The organism is Arthrobacter sp. UYP4 (genome assembly GCF_057291175.1).
The window spans coordinates 220,000-234,098 of record NZ_JBXAVU010000004.1 but is presented as its reverse complement, the minus strand read 5'-3'; the positions used below and the strand labels follow the sequence as shown (position 1 = coordinate 234,098).

At 70.4% G+C, this 14,099-nt stretch carries 12 protein-coding genes; 5 read left to right on the top strand and 7 right to left on the bottom strand.

Features of this window, described 5'->3' with window-relative positions:
- Positions 1 to 7: 7 nt before the first annotated feature.
- Genes AC0Z9V_RS15105 through AC0Z9V_RS15095 form a run of 3 tightly spaced genes read right to left on the bottom strand, consistent with a single transcriptional unit; the run spans position 8 to position 4,168 of the window.
- Positions 8 to 1,528, bottom strand: a complete 1,521-nt coding sequence (locus tag AC0Z9V_RS15105) for a carboxyl transferase domain-containing protein (protein ID WP_485141995.1) — start codon at positions 1,526 to 1,528, stop codon at positions 8 to 10.
- Complete coding sequence (locus AC0Z9V_RS15100; protein ID WP_485141994.1) at positions 1,525 to 2,757, bottom strand: CaiB/BaiF CoA transferase family protein; 1,233 nt, start codon at positions 2,755 to 2,757, stop codon at positions 1,525 to 1,527. The genes AC0Z9V_RS15105 and AC0Z9V_RS15100 overlap by 4 nt, the downstream gene beginning before the upstream one ends.
- A 46-nt stretch (positions 2,758 to 2,803) precedes the next feature.
- Entirely contained in the window at positions 2,804 to 4,168 is a 1,365-nt protein-coding gene (locus AC0Z9V_RS15095) for an SLC13 family permease (protein WP_133080053.1), read from the bottom strand.
- Between the two features lie 143 nt (positions 4,169 to 4,311).
- Here AC0Z9V_RS15095 and AC0Z9V_RS15090 point away from each other — a divergent pair, with 143 nt between their 5' ends.
- Positions 4,312 to 5,013, top strand: coding sequence for a FadR/GntR family transcriptional regulator (locus AC0Z9V_RS15090; protein WP_133080052.1), 702 nt, complete (start codon positions 4,312 to 4,314; stop codon positions 5,011 to 5,013).
- Positions 5,014 to 5,100: 87 nt separating this feature from the next.
- Here AC0Z9V_RS15090 and AC0Z9V_RS15085 read toward each other — a convergent pair whose 3' ends face one another.
- From AC0Z9V_RS15085 to AC0Z9V_RS15070, 4 genes are all read right to left on the bottom strand, one after another.
- Complete coding sequence (locus AC0Z9V_RS15085) at positions 5,101 to 5,565, bottom strand: SRPBCC family protein (RefSeq protein WP_133080051.1); 465 nt, start codon at positions 5,563 to 5,565, stop codon at positions 5,101 to 5,103.
- Positions 5,566 to 5,599: 34 nt separating this feature from the next.
- On the bottom strand, positions 5,600 to 7,984 hold the full coding sequence (locus AC0Z9V_RS15080) for a phosphoketolase family protein (protein WP_459268443.1): 2,385 nt from the start codon (positions 7,982 to 7,984) through the stop codon (positions 5,600 to 5,602).
- Positions 7,985 to 8,022: 38 nt separating this feature from the next.
- A complete protein-coding gene (locus AC0Z9V_RS15075; protein WP_485141993.1) occupies positions 8,023 to 10,536 on the bottom strand; it encodes an ATP-dependent DNA ligase in 2,514 nt (837 codons plus the stop codon).
- An 83-nt stretch (positions 10,537 to 10,619) separates the two neighbouring features.
- Positions 10,620 to 11,114: an SRPBCC domain-containing protein gene (locus AC0Z9V_RS15070; protein WP_459268445.1), complete on the bottom strand. Its 495-nt coding sequence runs from the start codon at positions 11,112 to 11,114 to the stop codon at positions 10,620 to 10,622.
- A 69-nt stretch (positions 11,115 to 11,183) separates the two neighbouring features.
- On the opposite strand from AC0Z9V_RS15070, the gene ku reads away from it, so the two are divergent.
- From ku to AC0Z9V_RS15050, 4 genes are read left to right on the top strand one after another with little or no spacing between them, the layout of a single operon-like run.
- Entirely contained in the window at positions 11,184 to 12,023 is an 840-nt protein-coding gene (gene ku / locus AC0Z9V_RS15065; RefSeq protein ID WP_485141992.1) for a non-homologous end joining protein Ku, read from the top strand.
- The gene (locus tag AC0Z9V_RS15060) at positions 12,023 to 12,271 is read left to right on the top strand and encodes a hypothetical protein (protein ID WP_133080046.1); all 249 of its coding nucleotides are present in this window, start codon (positions 12,023 to 12,025) and stop codon (positions 12,269 to 12,271) included. The genes ku and AC0Z9V_RS15060 overlap by 1 nt, the downstream gene beginning before the upstream one ends.
- A 54-nt stretch (positions 12,272 to 12,325) precedes the next feature.
- Positions 12,326 to 13,288 (top strand): ABC transporter ATP-binding protein, encoded by a 963-nt coding sequence (locus AC0Z9V_RS15055; protein WP_485141991.1) that lies wholly within the window; start codon positions 12,326 to 12,328, stop codon positions 13,286 to 13,288.
- Complete coding sequence (locus AC0Z9V_RS15050; protein ID WP_485141990.1) at positions 13,278 to 14,090, top strand: ABC transporter permease subunit; 813 nt, start codon at positions 13,278 to 13,280, stop codon at positions 14,088 to 14,090. Before AC0Z9V_RS15055 ends, AC0Z9V_RS15050 begins: the two co-directional genes overlap by 11 nt.
- Positions 14,091 to 14,099 lie beyond the last annotated feature (9 nt).

The following is a 14,099-nucleotide window of genomic DNA, read 5'->3' as shown; positions in this document are numbered from 1 at the left end:
CGGCCGCCTAGCCCTCCGCCCCGGCTCCCGCCCGGTATTTCCCGGCACGCCGCACCAGACGGTCGCCTGCGGGGAGCTCCTTCACCCGGGCCAGCTCGTACTCGATGGCGACCGCCATCCGCTCGCAGAAGGCCCTGCCCTCCTCGGCCGCGTCGGGCCGCTCGTCGACCACGTGGTCGACGACGCCCCGGTCGACGAGGGCGGCGACCTTGACGCCCTGCGCCTCGGCCATCTCGGGGGCGCGGTCGACCGTGCGGTGCACGATGGCGCTCGCGCCCTCCGGCGGCAGCGGCGACAACCAGGCGTGCTCGGCGGCGATGGTGCTGTCGGCCGGCAGCAGTGCGAGCGCGCCACCCCCGGCACCCTGACCGAGGAGCACGGAGACCGACGGCGACGCCAGCCCGATGAGATCGTGCAGCGAGCGGGCGATCTCGCCCGCCAGTCCGCCCTCCTCCGCCTCCTTCGACAGATCCGCGCCCGCGGTGTCGATCACCGTGAGCAGGGGCAGGCCGAGTTCCTCGGCGAGCTTCATGCCGCGTCGCGCCTCGCGCAGCGACGCCGGCCCCAGTCCGGACTCCCCCACGAGGCGCGGCCGCTGGTGCCCGAGCACGATGCAGGGCTGCCCGCCGAAGCGTGCCAGTGCCAGGAGGAGCCCGGGATCCTTCTCCCCCTGGCCCGTGCCGTTCAGCGGCAGGACGTCCCGCGCCCCGTAGGCGAGCAGCCGGCGCAGATCGGGACGCCGGCGGTTCCGCGAGACGAGGATGGAGGTCCAGGCGTCGCCGCCGCCGGGCCGGGACGACACCGTGGACGGCGCGTCAGGCGCCGTCGGGCTGCCCGCGAGCAGCACGCTCAACGCCTTGTCGACGATCCCCGCGAGGTGTTCGGGCGGCACCACCGCGTCGATCAGACCCTTGTCGAACAGGTTCTCCGCGGTCTGCACCCCGCCCGGGAACGGCCGGTCGTACAGCGCCTCGTAGACACGGGGGCCGAGGAAGCCGAGCAGCGCCCCCGGCTCCGCGACGGTCACGTGCCCCAGGGAACCCCAGGACGCCATGACGCCGCCGGTGGTGGGGTGCCTGAGGTAGACGAGGTACGGCAGCCCGGCCTGCCGGTGTGCCCGCACCGCGCCGGTGATGTCCACCATCGACAGGAACGCGGGCGTCCCCTCCTGCATGCGGGTCCCGCCCGACGCCGGTCCGGCCAGGAGGGGCAGCCGCTCCCGGGTGGCCCTGAGGACCGCCGAGGTGATCCGGTGTGCTGCGGTGGCGCCGATCGATCCGGCGAGGAACGTGAACTCCGAGACGATGACGGCCACGCGCCGGCCGTGGATGAGCCCCTCGCCCGTCAGCACGGATTCGTCCGCCCCGCTCTTCTCCCTGGCCCGGTGCAACTCCTCCCGATAGGACGCCGCGATCCCCGGGTAGGCCGCCGGGACCGGCGTGTCCCAGGACGCGAACGATCCGGTGTCCAGCACGGCCTCGATGAGCTCCCGTGCCGTGAGGTGCCGGACCGGAGCCGACGCCGTCACGCTCCGGTACCTCCCGGGACGGACCCGGAGAGCCAGGCGCGGATGGCGTCCCCGTCGCCGTCGAGCAGGGGCGGCGCCGTGTGGCCGGTGAGGGTGGTCTCGGCGTCGCCGTCGAAGAACCGCAGGGGCGGCCCGGGCAGGGCGATGTCGCCGAGGACGGGGTGCTGGACGGTCAGGAGCAGCCCCTGCGAGTGCACCTGTTCCCAGGCGTAGACCTCGTCGAGGGTGCGGACCTTGCCCGCCGGGATGCCGGCGTCGTTGAGTTTCGCCAGCAGGGGTTCCGCCTCGTAGGCCGAGAACGCGTCCTCGACGACGCCGATCAGCTCGTCGCGGTTGCGCACGCGGTCCGCGTTGGTCGCGAACTCGGCGCGGCCCGCGTCGAGTCCGAAGGCGGCGGTGAAGGTGGCCCACAGCTTCTCGCTGCCCACGCTGATCTGGACCTTCCCCCCGCGGCAGTTGAACAGGCCGTACGGGGCGATCGAGGGGTGGTGGTTGCCCTGGGCGCGCGGCACCTCGCCGGCCACCGTGGTGCGTGTGCCCTGGAAGGCATGGACGCCGATGATCGCGGCGAGCAGCGACGTGCGCACCACCTGCCCCCGGCCCGTCCGCTCCCGTTCGAGCAGGGCCGCGACGGCACCGTATGCCCCGTACATGCCGGACAGCAGGTCGGCGATGGGGACCCCGACGCGCTGGGGGTTGTCGGGATCGGGCCCGGTGACGGACATGAGGCCGGCCTCGCCCTGGACGATCTGGTCGTAGCCGCTGCGCCTGGCCTCGGGGCCGTCGTGCCCGAACCCGGTGATGGAGAGGATGACCAGGCCGGGGTTCAGCTCGTGCATGGCATCCGTGGAGAACCCGAGCCGGTCGAGGACCCCGGGCCGGAAGTTCTCGACCACGACGTCGGCTCGGCGCAGCAGTTCCGTGAGCACCGCCCTGCCGTCGTCGCTCTTGAGGTCCAGCGCGATCGATTCCTTGTTCCGGTTGCAGGACAGGAAGTAGGTGGCCTGGCGGTCGTCCTCCGGGCCGACGAAGGGTGGGCCCCAGCCACGGGTGTCGTCCCCGGTACCCGGTGTCTCGACCTTGATCACGCGGGCGCCGAGGTCACCGAGCATCATGCCGGCGTGCGGCCCGGCTAGTGCCCGGCTGAGGTCGACGACGAGGCGCCCGGACAGTGGACCGCCGCGCTCCCCGCGCTCGCTCCCGCTTCGTTCCTCTGGTGCGTCGCTCATGTTTCCTCCGGGTGGTTCGTGCGGTCTGGTCGGACGGGTGGACGGCTCAGAGCCAGCCGGGCACCACGAGGACGAGCCAGGCGATGATCGGACCGGCGACGACCACGAGGGCCCCGTACCCGAGGATCTGCTTGTAGAAGCGGTCCTTGTCCGTGCCCTCGGGGGCGTTGGCGAGCACGAGTGCGCCGTTGGTGGAGAACGGCGAGACGTCCACGATCGTCGAGGACACGGCGAGGGCGCAGACGACGCCGACCGCACTCACGGCGCCCGTCTCGAGGAACGGGATGGCCAGCGGGATCAGGGCTGCGAGGATGGCCGTCGATGAGGCGAAGGCGGAGACGACGGCGCCGATGTAGCAGATGAGCAGGGCGGCGAGCAGCGGAGCGCCGAGTCCGGCGACGCCGTCGGACACGTACTCGATGGTCCCCGCCTCGGTGAGCACACCCACGAACGTGAGCATCCCGCAGATGAGCAGCACGGTGGACCAGGCGATCTTGTTGACCGCACCGCTCTGGGCCTTGGGCGAGATCAGCGCGAGGAGGACGGCGACCGTGATGGCGACGAATCCGACGTCGACCTGGAATCCGAGGGCGATCACGGCGAGCGCGATGAGGCCGAGGATGGTGGCGGCCTGCGAGATGCGGTCCTCGCGGGACTTCACGGCGACGGCGCCGTCGCCGGCGGGGTCACGCGGTCCGTAGGTGCCGCTGCCGGTGCCCTTGTAGGCGACGTCGGCCCTGCGGGCTCCCGGGCTGGCGTTCAGGCGGGCCTCGGCGGCCTCCTCGACGAAGTGGGAGATGCGCGAGGACAGGAGCGTGCGGCCGCCGAGGACGATGAAGAGGACGACGGCGATCAGCAGGTTGAAGATGAAGCTCGACAGGAACACGGCGAGCGGGCTCGACTCGAAGCCGGACTCACCGACGATGTCGTTCACGATCACCCCGTACACCGCGATGGGCGAGAAGCCGCCGGCCTGTGCGCCGTGGACCACCATCATGCCCATGAGCAGCGGTGAGATCTTGTGGCGTGCCGCGAAGCCGAGTGCGACGGGCGCCATGATCGCGACGGCCGCGGGACCGAGCGCGCCGACGGCGGTGATGACGGCCGTGATGAGGAACATGACCCACGGGATGAGTGCCACGCGGTTGCGGACGAGCTTCACGGCCCCCTGCACGAGCAGGTCGATGGTGCCGTTGTTCTGGGCGATGGCGAACAGGTAGGTGACCCCGACGAGGGTGAGGAACAGCCCACCGGGGAACTCGGCGATGATGTCGTCGGTCTCCATCCCCAGGACGACGGCGCCGAGCAGGAAGGCCCCCACGAAGGCGAGGGCTCCCATGTTGATGGGCAGCAGGGTGGCTATCAGGAACATCGCCGCAAGGATGATGATCGATAGGAGTGGAGCGGACATCATTATCCTCCAGCGGGCGACGGACGGTTCGACGAGCCTGTGATCTGAGTTACAGGACTACTGGCCTAGCCTGTAGGAGAGTGGGTGTCCCTGTCAATCGTTCACCGGTAGCATGGGCCCACCACTATCCGGGGAGAACAGGGATGACCGACGCCGTTGATCCGCAACCCTTGGGGCGCCTTGCGCGTCCTCGGCTGTACGAACAGCTGGTCGAGCAGCTGCTGGGCTACATCGAGTCCGCGAGGCTCCGCCCGGGAGACCTCCTCCCCGCGGAGCGGGATCTCGCCGAGCGCCTCGGGGTCTCGCGGGCGACGCTCGCCCAGGCGCTCGTGGCCCTCGAGGTCCTCGGTGTCATCGACGTCCAGCACGGCACCGGTGCGGTTCTCCGGCACCGCGCGAGTGTCGCGAGCGTCATCAAGGGGCTGCGCGAGCACCGGAGCCGCCTGCCCGACATCGTGGAGGCCCGCAGCACCCTGGAGGTGAGGCTCGCGGCCCTGGCAGCCGAGCGGCGCACGGACGCCGATCTCGCGGCCATCGACGACGCGCTCCGGACGATGCAGGCGGAGATCGACGACGGCGACCGCGGCGCCCACGGCGACGAGCTGTTCCACCAGGCCGTGACCGGGGCCGCCCACTCCCCCGTGATGGCGCAGCTCATGGCGTTCATCGGCGAGATGGTCCTCGAGACCCGCCTCGAATCGCTCGCCCAGCCGGGCAGGCCGGAGCAGTCGCTCGTATCGCACAGGGGTATCGCCGAGGCCATCCGGGCGCGGGACGCCGCCGCGGCCGCCGATGCCATGCAGCGCCACATCGAACTCGTCTCGGACGTCGCCCTGCTGCAGTAGCAGGCAGCGGCCCGGCCGGCAACGACGACGGCCGGCCGGCCCCTCCAGGGAGCCGGCCGTCGTCGTCCGGGTGCCTGCGGCGGGAGGTCAGGCCTCCGAGACCTGCGCCGCGAGGTTCGCGAGCGTGGAATCCAGCGCCTCCCGCGGCACGGCCGGGAAGCCGATGGTCTTCAGGAGCTCCTTGTCGGTCACGGCGGACCAGTCGTAGCTCACCGACACCTCGGTGGAACCGGGGCCGGAGGGCTGCAGCTCCCAGATCCACTCCCAGCCCGGCGGGACCTCACCGGCGGGCGCGGTCTTCCAGGCGAGGAGCTTGTTCGGGTCGTAGCCGACCACGTGGTTGTCCGTCTGGTAGTCGCCGCCCATCTTGTCCCAGGTCTGGTTCATGGTGAACGTCTGGCCCACGGCGGTGATGCGGTCGGACTTGCTGTCCGACTGCACCATGCCCGAGCCGTCGAGCGCTGCATGGTGGGCGGGATCGGACAGGATGTGGAAGATCGCATCGGCTGGTGCGTCGATCGTCCGGGTCGCTGAGATACGGGACTCCGTCATGCGTCGTTCTCCTTCTGGTCGTGGGCGCGCGGCTCTACTGGGCGTCGTCCGGCGAGGATTCGTCGAGGGTCCAGCCGGTGATGGACTCGAGGTCCTTCCCGGCATCGCGCGTGTACTGCCACGCACGCTGACGCTGGTCCTGCAGGTCCTGCCGGAGACGGGCCTGCGTCGCTCCGAGAGTCGGCACGCGATCGATGACGTCCATGGCCAGCTGGAACCTGTCGATCTGGTTCAGCATCGCCATGTCGAACGGCGTCGTCGTCGTGCCTTCCTCCTTGTAACCCCTAACATGCAGGTTCTCGTGGTTGTTCCGACGGTAGGCCAGGCGATGGATGAGCCACGGGTACCCGTGATAGGCGAAGACCACGGGTTTCGACGTCGTGAACAACGTGTCGAAGTCCCGGGCCGACAGCCCGTGCGGATGCTCCGTGCTGTCCTGCAGGCGCATGAGGTCCACGACGTTCACCACGCGGATCTTCAGACCGGGGACGGCTGCCCTGAGCAGTCCCGCCGCGGCGACCGCCTCGAGCGTGGGGACGTCGCCCGCGCAGCCGAGGACCACGTCCGGCTCCACCCCCGGTTCCTCGGAGCCCGCGAAGTCGAGGATCCCGATGCCGCGCCTCACGTGCAGGTGCGCCTCCTCGGGCCCGAACCAGGTGGGGGTGGGCTGCTTGCCCGTCACGATCACGTTGACTGTGTCGCGCGTCTGCATGCAGTGCTCGGTCACGGCGAGCATCGTGTTGGCGTCCGGCGGGAGGTAGACCCGGATGATGTCCGCCTTCTTGTTGACCACGTGGTCGATGAACCCGGGATCCTGGTGCGAGAAGCCGTTGTGGTCCTGCTGCCACACGTGGCTGGACAGCATGTAGTTGAACGACGCGATGGGCATGCGCCAGGACAGCGTGCGGTGCACCTTGAGCCATTTCGCGAACTGGTTGAACATCGAGTCGACGATGTGCACGAAGGCTTCGTAGCAGTTGAACACCCCGTGGCGGCCGGTCAGCAGGTAGCCCTCGAGCCAGCCCTGGCAGAGGTGCTCGCTGAGGACCTCCATGACGCGTCCCGAACGGGCCAGGTGCTCGTCCACGTCCTCGATGCGCGGTTCCCACACCTTGTCCGTCACCTCGTAGACCGCGGAGAGGCGGTTGGACGCCGTCTCGTCCGGACCGAACAGGCGGAAGTTGTGCGGATTGCGCTCGATGACGTCCCGCAGGTAGCCGCCCACGGTCGTCATGGGACTCACCTTCTCCGCGCCGGGACGCGTCACGGGTACGGCGTGGTCCGCGTACGAGGGCAGCACGAGGTCGCGGAGGAGCCGGCCGCCGTTCGCATAGGGGGTCGCGCTCATGCGCAGGTCACCCTCGGGCGCGAGCGCCGCGATCTCGGGCCGCAGTGACCCCTCCTCGGTGAACAGGGATGACGGGTCGTAGGACCGCATCCACTCCTCGAGCTGGTGCAGGTGCTGTTCGTTGTCGTGGATCTCCGAGAGCGGTACCTGATGGGACCGCCAGGTCCCCTCCACCGGCTTGCCGTCCACCTCGGCGGGGCCGGTCCAGCCCTTCGGCGAGCGCAGCACGATCATGGGCCAGCGGGCCGCGGCGGCGTCCGCGCCTGCCGGCGAGGTACGGGCCCGGTCCTGGATGGCGTGGATGTCGTCGATGCAGGCGTCGAGGACGGCGGCGAAGTCGCGGTGGGCGTCCTCGGTGGCACCGGGATCGGACACCGTGACGAAGTGCGCCTCGTAGCCGTAGCCGTACATCAGCTGCCGGAGCTGCTCCTCGGGCATCCTGGCCAGCACCGTGGGGTTGGCGATCTTGTACCCGTTGAGGTGCAGGATCGGCAGTACCGCGCCGTCCACCGCGGGATCCACGAAGCTGCTCGAGTGCCAGCTCGTGGCCAGCGGTCCCGTCTCGGCTTCGCCGTCGCCCACCACGGCGGCGGCGATGAGGGAGGGGTTGTCGAAGACCGCGCCGTAGGCGTGGGCGAGCGTGTAGCCGAGTTCCCCGCCCTCGTGGATGGATCCCGGGGATTCCGGGGCGGCGTGGGACGGGATGCCGCCGGGGTAGCTGAACTGCTTGAACAGGGCGTTCAGCCCCGCGCCGTCCTTGCCGATGGAGGAATATATCTCGGAGTAGGTCCCCTCCAGCCAGGCGTTGGCCACGTTGGCGGGCCCGCCGTGGCCCGGCCCGGTGACGAACAGCATCTCCTGCCTCCGCTCGGAGATGACCCGGTTGAGATGGGTGTAGACGAAGTTCAGCCCCGGTGTGGTGCCCCAGTGGCCCAGCAGTCGCGCCTTCACGTCCTCGCCCGCGAGCGGACGCGTGAGCAGGGCATTGTCCCGCAGGTAGATCTGGCCGACCGAGACGTAGTTGGCGGCGCGCCACCACGCGTCCAGTGCCGGGATATCAAGACTTGCCATGTGTGCCTCCTGGATGGTGCAACGGGACGGTGCGGATCTCAGAGTTCGACGACGACGTCGGACGGCGTCTTGTCGGGTCGCCAGCCCCGCCACACGGGGTGCCGCAGGCGGCCGGTCCCGGTGTGCTCGCTGTACTGGACTTCGCCGACGAGGGCGGGGCGCACCCAGTGCGCATCGGATGCGTCGGCGCCGGGCACGTCGTCGAGCGGGGCGGTCTTCCGTGCCAGCTTCCTGAGCCTGGACCCCACCTCGGCGAGGTCGCGCTCGGTGAGCCCGGACCCCACGCGGCCCACGTAGCGGAGGTCGACGCCGTCGGGGACGGCGACCAGCAGGGAACCGATCTTCGCCGCCCGGTTGCCCTTCCCGGGCCGCCAGCCCACCACCACGACCTCCTGCGTGTGGAGGTGCTTGATCTTCACCCACGACGCCGACCGCGTCCCGGGCTGGTAGTCGCTCGTGAGGCGCTTGGCCATGATGCCCTCGAGGCCCAGCTGGCGGCTCGCCTCGACGGCTTCCGCGAGCGTCGCGTCGAGGGCCGGCGGAACCTGGACGTGGCCGTCCTCCGCCTCCTCGACCGCCTTCTCGAGCAGCTCCCGCCGCTGGCAGTAGTCCAGCCCGGTGAGGTCGTTGCCCTCGAGCTCCAGGAGGTCGAAGAGCATGAAGCGCACGGGGGTCTTCCGGCGCGCGTCGTCGATCTCCGCCCGGTGGGTCAGCTTCATGCGGGTCTGCAGGAGGCCGAAGTCGGGGCGGCCCTTCGCGTTCAGGGCCACGATCTCGCCGTCGAGCACGGCGCTGTCCGCACTCAGGTACTCACCGAGGTCCCCGAGTTCCGGGTAGGTCGCGGTGGTGTCGATCCCGTTCCGGCTGGCCAGGGTGACGGCGCCGTCCTTCACCAGCGCGATGCAGCGGACGCCGTCCCACTTCATCTCGTAGGCCCAGTCGTCGGGGTCGGGGATGGCCTGCTCCGAGCCGAGGGTGGCGAGCATGGGACGGACGGGACCCGGAGCCCGGACAGGAGCGGGAGGGTCGATGCCCTGCACCTCGACGGGCGGGGGGTCGCCGCCGTCCGCCGGGACCGGTGGCGACGCGCCGGGGTCGTGCGGGGAGTCCTGCCGGGCCTCGGCCGGCTGGTCCTTCATGAGGTGGATCAGCCAGTTGCTCCTGCCGTTCGGACCGCCGCCGGTGTTGATGAGCGCGTAGCGGCGGATCGCGGTCCCGCCGCGGGCCAGTCCGCCGTCGGGCCTGCCATGGAGTGTGCAGATGACCTCCTTGCCCTCACGCCACTTCTCGAGCTCGTAGGTGCCCGCATCCCAGATGGAGACCTCCCCCGCACCGTATTCCCCCTTCGGAATAGTTCCGTGGAAGGAGCCGTAGTCGAGGGGATGGTCCTCGGTCTGCACGGCCAGGTGGTTCCTGCTGGGCGTCAGGGGCGGTCCTTTCGGGAGAGCCCAGGAGACGAGCACGCCCTCATGCTCCAGCCGGAAGTCGTAGTGCAGGCGGCGGGCGTGGTGCTCCTGGATCACGAAGCTGTTGCCACCCGCCGGGCCCACGGCCTCGGGTACGGGCTCCGGTGTCTTCGATGCGTCGCGCATCGCCCGGTAGGTGGAGAGCCGGTCCGTCGGTGCGCTTCCCCTCTCTCCTGCGCCGGTCGCGGGTGGGGTCGCGGCGGCGAGGATGTCGCCGAGGGACTCGATCCGCTGCAGGACGGCGCGGTAGTCGAGGTGCCCGAGGTCGACGTCGTCGAGTTCCTCCCAGGTGCGCGGCGCGGCGACGGTCGGCTCGAAGCGGCCGCGCAGCGAGTACGGGCTGACCGTCGTCTTGTTGGCGTGGTTCTGGCTCCAGTCCACGAGCACCCTGCCCGTCCGCAGCGCCTTCTTCATGTCGCTGACCGCGAGGTCGGGATGGTCGGCCTCGAGGGCCCGGGCGAGTTCGTGGGCGACGGCGGACACCTGCTCGGAGGTCAGCCGGCCGTCGAGGGCGCAGTACAGGTGGATGCCCTTCGATCCGCTCGTGACGGGGAACGGTTCCAGCCCCATGCCCTGCAGGATCGGCCGGGCCAGCCGGGCGATCTCGGCGCACTCCGCGAGACCCACGCCGTCGCCCGGGTCGAGGTCCAGCACGAGGCGGTCGGGATTCCCTCTGGCGCCGTCGGCGTCGAAGCGCCACTGCGGCACGTGGAGCTCCAGGGCGGCGATCTGCCCCAGCCAGGTGAGCGTCGCGAGGTCGTCGACCAGGGGGTAGACGTTCGTGTGGTCCTTGTGCTGGATCGCGTTGCGCGGCACCCAGGCCGGCGCGTTGTCGTCGATGTTCTTCTGGAAGAACACCTCGCCGGGCTCCTCCGGCGTCCCCACGCCGTGCACCCACCGCTTCCGCGTCAGCGGCCGCTGGCTCGCATGGCGGATCAGGTGGGGTGCCACGGCTGCGTAGTAGGCCAGGACGTCGGCCTTGGTGGTCCCCGTCGCGGGGTAGAGCACCTTGTCCAGGCTGGACAGCCGGAGCGTGCGACCCTCCACCGTGACGGTCTGCTGCCGTGCTGAGCGAGGGGGGGCCATCCCCCCAGTCTTGACCGGATGCCGGTGGTGGTCCAGTACCGATTCGGTCGGAACACCCGGCTGGAGGCGGCAGGGATTGTGTCCTAGTCGGCGAACTGCTCGCGGTAACGCTCGACGTAGACATCCCACAGCGCCGGGTCCTGCCCGAGGTTGCGCTTGTTCAGGAAGTCGTCGAGTCCGGCGATGGTGAGGTGCCACCCTGCCGCCATGGTCGCGGAGTGCCGCGGGCTCCCCGGTGTCAGGAACAGCACGAGCCGGGTCCCGTTGTCGCCCGTCCGGGTCAGTTCCCAGCGCAGACTGTCCTTCTCCCAGGTGTAGGCGAGCACCGACGGCCGCGCCGCCTCGAGCACCTCTCCGCGCAGAGGCTTCTGGTCGGCGTAGCGGAAGAGGATCTCCGCATCCGGGTGCGGCTCGAACTCCATCTCGCAGGGGAACCAGTACTTCAGCTTGTCCGCCTCCGTCAGGTGCTTCCACAGCACGGTCGGCGGGAACGCGAACTGGAACTCCAGGCGCAGCACCGTACCGCCGTCGTCGCTGGTCGTCTTGCTGACAATGGGCTCTACGGTCTCGGAAGTCACCTCCCAAGTCTAGGGCCGGCCCGCCCGCCTCCTCTGGCCCACTAAGCCTGCTTGGTGTTCACTTGACCCATGAGAGCCATCTGGAAGGGCGCGGTCGCGTTCGGGCTGGTCAACGTGCCGGTGAAGGTCTACAGCGCCACCGAGGACCACGACATCTCCCTGCACCAGGTGCACGACGAGGACGGCGGCCGCATCCGCTACCAGCGGCGCTGCGAGATCTGCGGCGAGGTCGTGGATTTCAAGCACATCGACAAGGCGTACGACGACGGCGAGCACACCGTGGTCCTCACGGACGAGGACCTCTCGTCACTGCCGGTGGAGCGGAGCCGGGAGATCGACGTGGTGGAGTTCGTGCCGAGCGACCAGATCGATCCGATCATGTTCGACCGCGCCTACTACCTCGAACCCGACAGCACCTCGACCAAGGCCTACGTCCTGCTGCGGCGCACGCTCGAGGAGACGGACCGGACCGCGATCGTGCAGTTCTCCCTCCGCCAGAAGAGCCGCCTCGCCGCGCTACGCGTCCGGGGTGACGTCCTCATGCTGCAGACGCTCCTGTGGGACGACGAGGTCCGGGAGGCCTCCTTCCCCGCACTCGAGGAGAAGGTCCGCATCTCCGCCAAGGAGAAGCAGATGTCCGCGGCCCTCGTGGACTCCTTCTCCACCGACTTCGACCCCGAGAACTTCACCGACGAGTACCAGGTCCAGCTGCGCACCCTGATCGACGCGAAGATCGAGAAGGGTGACACCATCAGCACCGAGGAGACGTTCGGGGCCAACGGTGGCGAGGACGACGGCGACAACGTGCTGGACCTCATGGAGGCACTGCGCCGCAGCGTCGAGAAGAACCGCGAGAAGAAGGCCGGAGCCAAGAAGGCGGCCGGCACCTCCAAGCAGAAGGGCGCGTGATGGGTTTCTTCACCGACAGCCTGGGCCGGCAGACCATCGCCCAGAAGCCGAACGCTCCGATCCTGGGCTGGGCACTGCTCGGCGCCGCCTCCTTCGCGGCGCTCGAGGAGAAGAACCGCGGGCGCCTGCGCCTGGCGAGCACCCTCTGCCTGGCGGTCTGGGCGGTCCTCGAGGTCGTCTCCGGGCGGAGCGGCTTCCGGCGGAGCGCGGGCGCGCTGACGCTCTCCTGGCTCTCACGGAAGGCCTGACGCCTCCGGGTCCTGCCGCTGCCCGGCCCCGGAGCCCCCGCATTCGGAGGAAGCATGGAACACGCACTGGAGCTGAGCGATCTGACCAAGGCGTACGGGTCGCGGCGGGCACTGGACGCCGTATCGCTCCTGGTGCCACCGGCGAGCGTGGTGGGCGTGATCGGCCCGAACGGCGCCGGGAAGACCACCACCATGCGCCTGATCCTCGGCCTGATCAAGCCGACCGCAGGGTCGGTGACCACCCTCGGTGCGGACCCCTGGCGGGCGGGCCCGCGCCTCCGGGAGCGCATCGGGTACCTGCCCGGGGAACTCAGGCTCGACGGCAGGACCACCGGCACGGAGATGCTCGACCACCTCGGCCGCATCTCCGGTCCCGTGGACCACGCGTACAGGTCCGAGCTCGTCGAACGCCTCGGCCTCGATCCGTCGCGCCGCATCGGGACGCTGTCGAAGGGCAACAAGCAGAAACTCGGCCTGGTCCAGGCCCTCATGCACCGGCCGGACCTGCTCGTCCTCGACGAGCCCACCTCCGGCCTGGATCCCCTCGTGCAGCGGGAGTTCCTCGCCCTCGTCCGGGAGGCGAAGTCGACGGGCCAGGCCGTCTTCCTGTCCTCCCACGTCATCTCCGAGGTGCAGCAGTGCGCCGACCACGTCGCCGTGATCCGGGAGGGGCGCCTCGTCCGTTCGTCACGCGTGGCGGACCTGCGTGACGAGGCGCCCCGTACCGTGCGGCTCGAACTGGAGAGACCGCTGACGCCGGGGCAGGCGGCCGCGCTCCTCGCGGCCGGCCTCGAGGTGGCCGATCCCGGAGTCGACCGGGCGTCCGCCGGGGTCCCTGGAAACGTCGTGGAAGGGCGGTTGTCCGGGTCGCCCGTCGCGCTGATCGACGTCCTCCCGGCCCTCGGGCTCATCGACGTCGTGATCGAGGAACCGGACCTCGAGCAGGCGGTCCTCGGCCTGTACGGCCGGGCCCCGACCGTCCCGGCAGGAGCGGCCGGGGACCGTCATGTCCGCTAGCACCCTGCCCCTCGTCCGGCACACCCTCCGACGCTCCCGCCTCGGGATGGCCGGCTGGTCGGCCGGCCTCGTCGCGGCGAGCCTGCTCTACCTGCCGATCTATCCGTCGATGGGTGCCTCCGGCCAACTCGACTCCGTCGTCTCGTCCCTGCCCCCGGAACTCGTGTCCACCCTGGGCTTCGACTCGATCTCCACGGGTGCGGGATACACGCAGGCGACGCTGCTGGGCCTGATCGGCTTCGTCCTCCTGACGATCGCCGCTGTCGGCTGGGGTGCAGCGGCGATCGGTGGCGAGGAGGAGAGCGGAGCCCTCGAACTCACCCTGGCGCACGGGGTCACACGCCTGCAGGTGGCGCTCGAGGCCGTCCTCTCCCTCGCGCTGCGGATCGCCGTCGTGTGCGCGGTGCTGCTCGCGGCCGTGCTCGCCCTGAACGCCCCGTCCGAGCTCGGCCTCACCGTCGGCAAGGCCGTCGCGGGTGTCCTCGCCCTGTACCTGCTGAGCCTGCTCAGCGGATCGGCGGCCATCACCGCGGGCGCGGTGACCGGCTCCCGGACCGCCTCGGTGGCCGCCGGGGCTGCGGTGGCGCTCCTGGGCTACACCTTCAACGCCCTCGGGAACCAGGCGGAAGCCCTGCAGTGGCTGAAGGGCCTCTCCCCCTACGACTGGGTGTTCGGTCCCGCACCGCTGCTCCACGGTTTCTCGACCGGCGCCGGAGCGGGCATGGCGGCCGTGCTCGCCCTGTGCGGCATCCTCGTGCTGGTCGCCGTCGTCGGACTGTCACGCCGGGACGTCGGCCGGTAGCGGGGGCGG

Coding starts and splice junctions, on each gene's coding strand:
- AC0Z9V_RS15100 (WP_485141994.1), bottom strand. CDS start 2,757: ATGAGCGACGCACCAGAGGAACGAAGCGGGAGCGAGCGCGGGGAGCGC.
- AC0Z9V_RS15095 (WP_133080053.1), bottom strand. CDS start 4,168: ATGTCCGCTCCACTCCTATCGATCATCATCCTTGCGGCGATGTTCCTG.
- AC0Z9V_RS15090 (WP_133080052.1), top strand. CDS start 4,312: ATGACCGACGCCGTTGATCCGCAACCCTTGGGGCGCCTTGCGCGTCCT.
- AC0Z9V_RS15085 (WP_133080051.1), bottom strand. CDS start 5,565: ATGACGGAGTCCCGTATCTCAGCGACCCGGACGATCGACGCACCAGCC.
- AC0Z9V_RS15080 (WP_459268443.1), bottom strand. CDS start 7,984: ATGGCAAGTCTTGATATCCCGGCACTGGACGCGTGGTGGCGCGCCGCC.
- AC0Z9V_RS15075 (WP_485141993.1), bottom strand. CDS start 10,536: ATGGCCCCCCCTCGCTCAGCACGGCAGCAGACCGTCACGGTGGAGGGT.
- ku (WP_485141992.1), top strand. CDS start 11,184: ATGAGAGCCATCTGGAAGGGCGCGGTCGCGTTCGGGCTGGTCAACGTG.
- AC0Z9V_RS15060 (WP_133080046.1), top strand. CDS start 12,023: ATGGGTTTCTTCACCGACAGCCTGGGCCGGCAGACCATCGCCCAGAAG.
- AC0Z9V_RS15055 (WP_485141991.1), top strand. CDS start 12,326: ATGGAACACGCACTGGAGCTGAGCGATCTGACCAAGGCGTACGGGTCG.
- AC0Z9V_RS15050 (WP_485141990.1), top strand. CDS start 13,278: ATGTCCGCTAGCACCCTGCCCCTCGTCCGGCACACCCTCCGACGCTCC.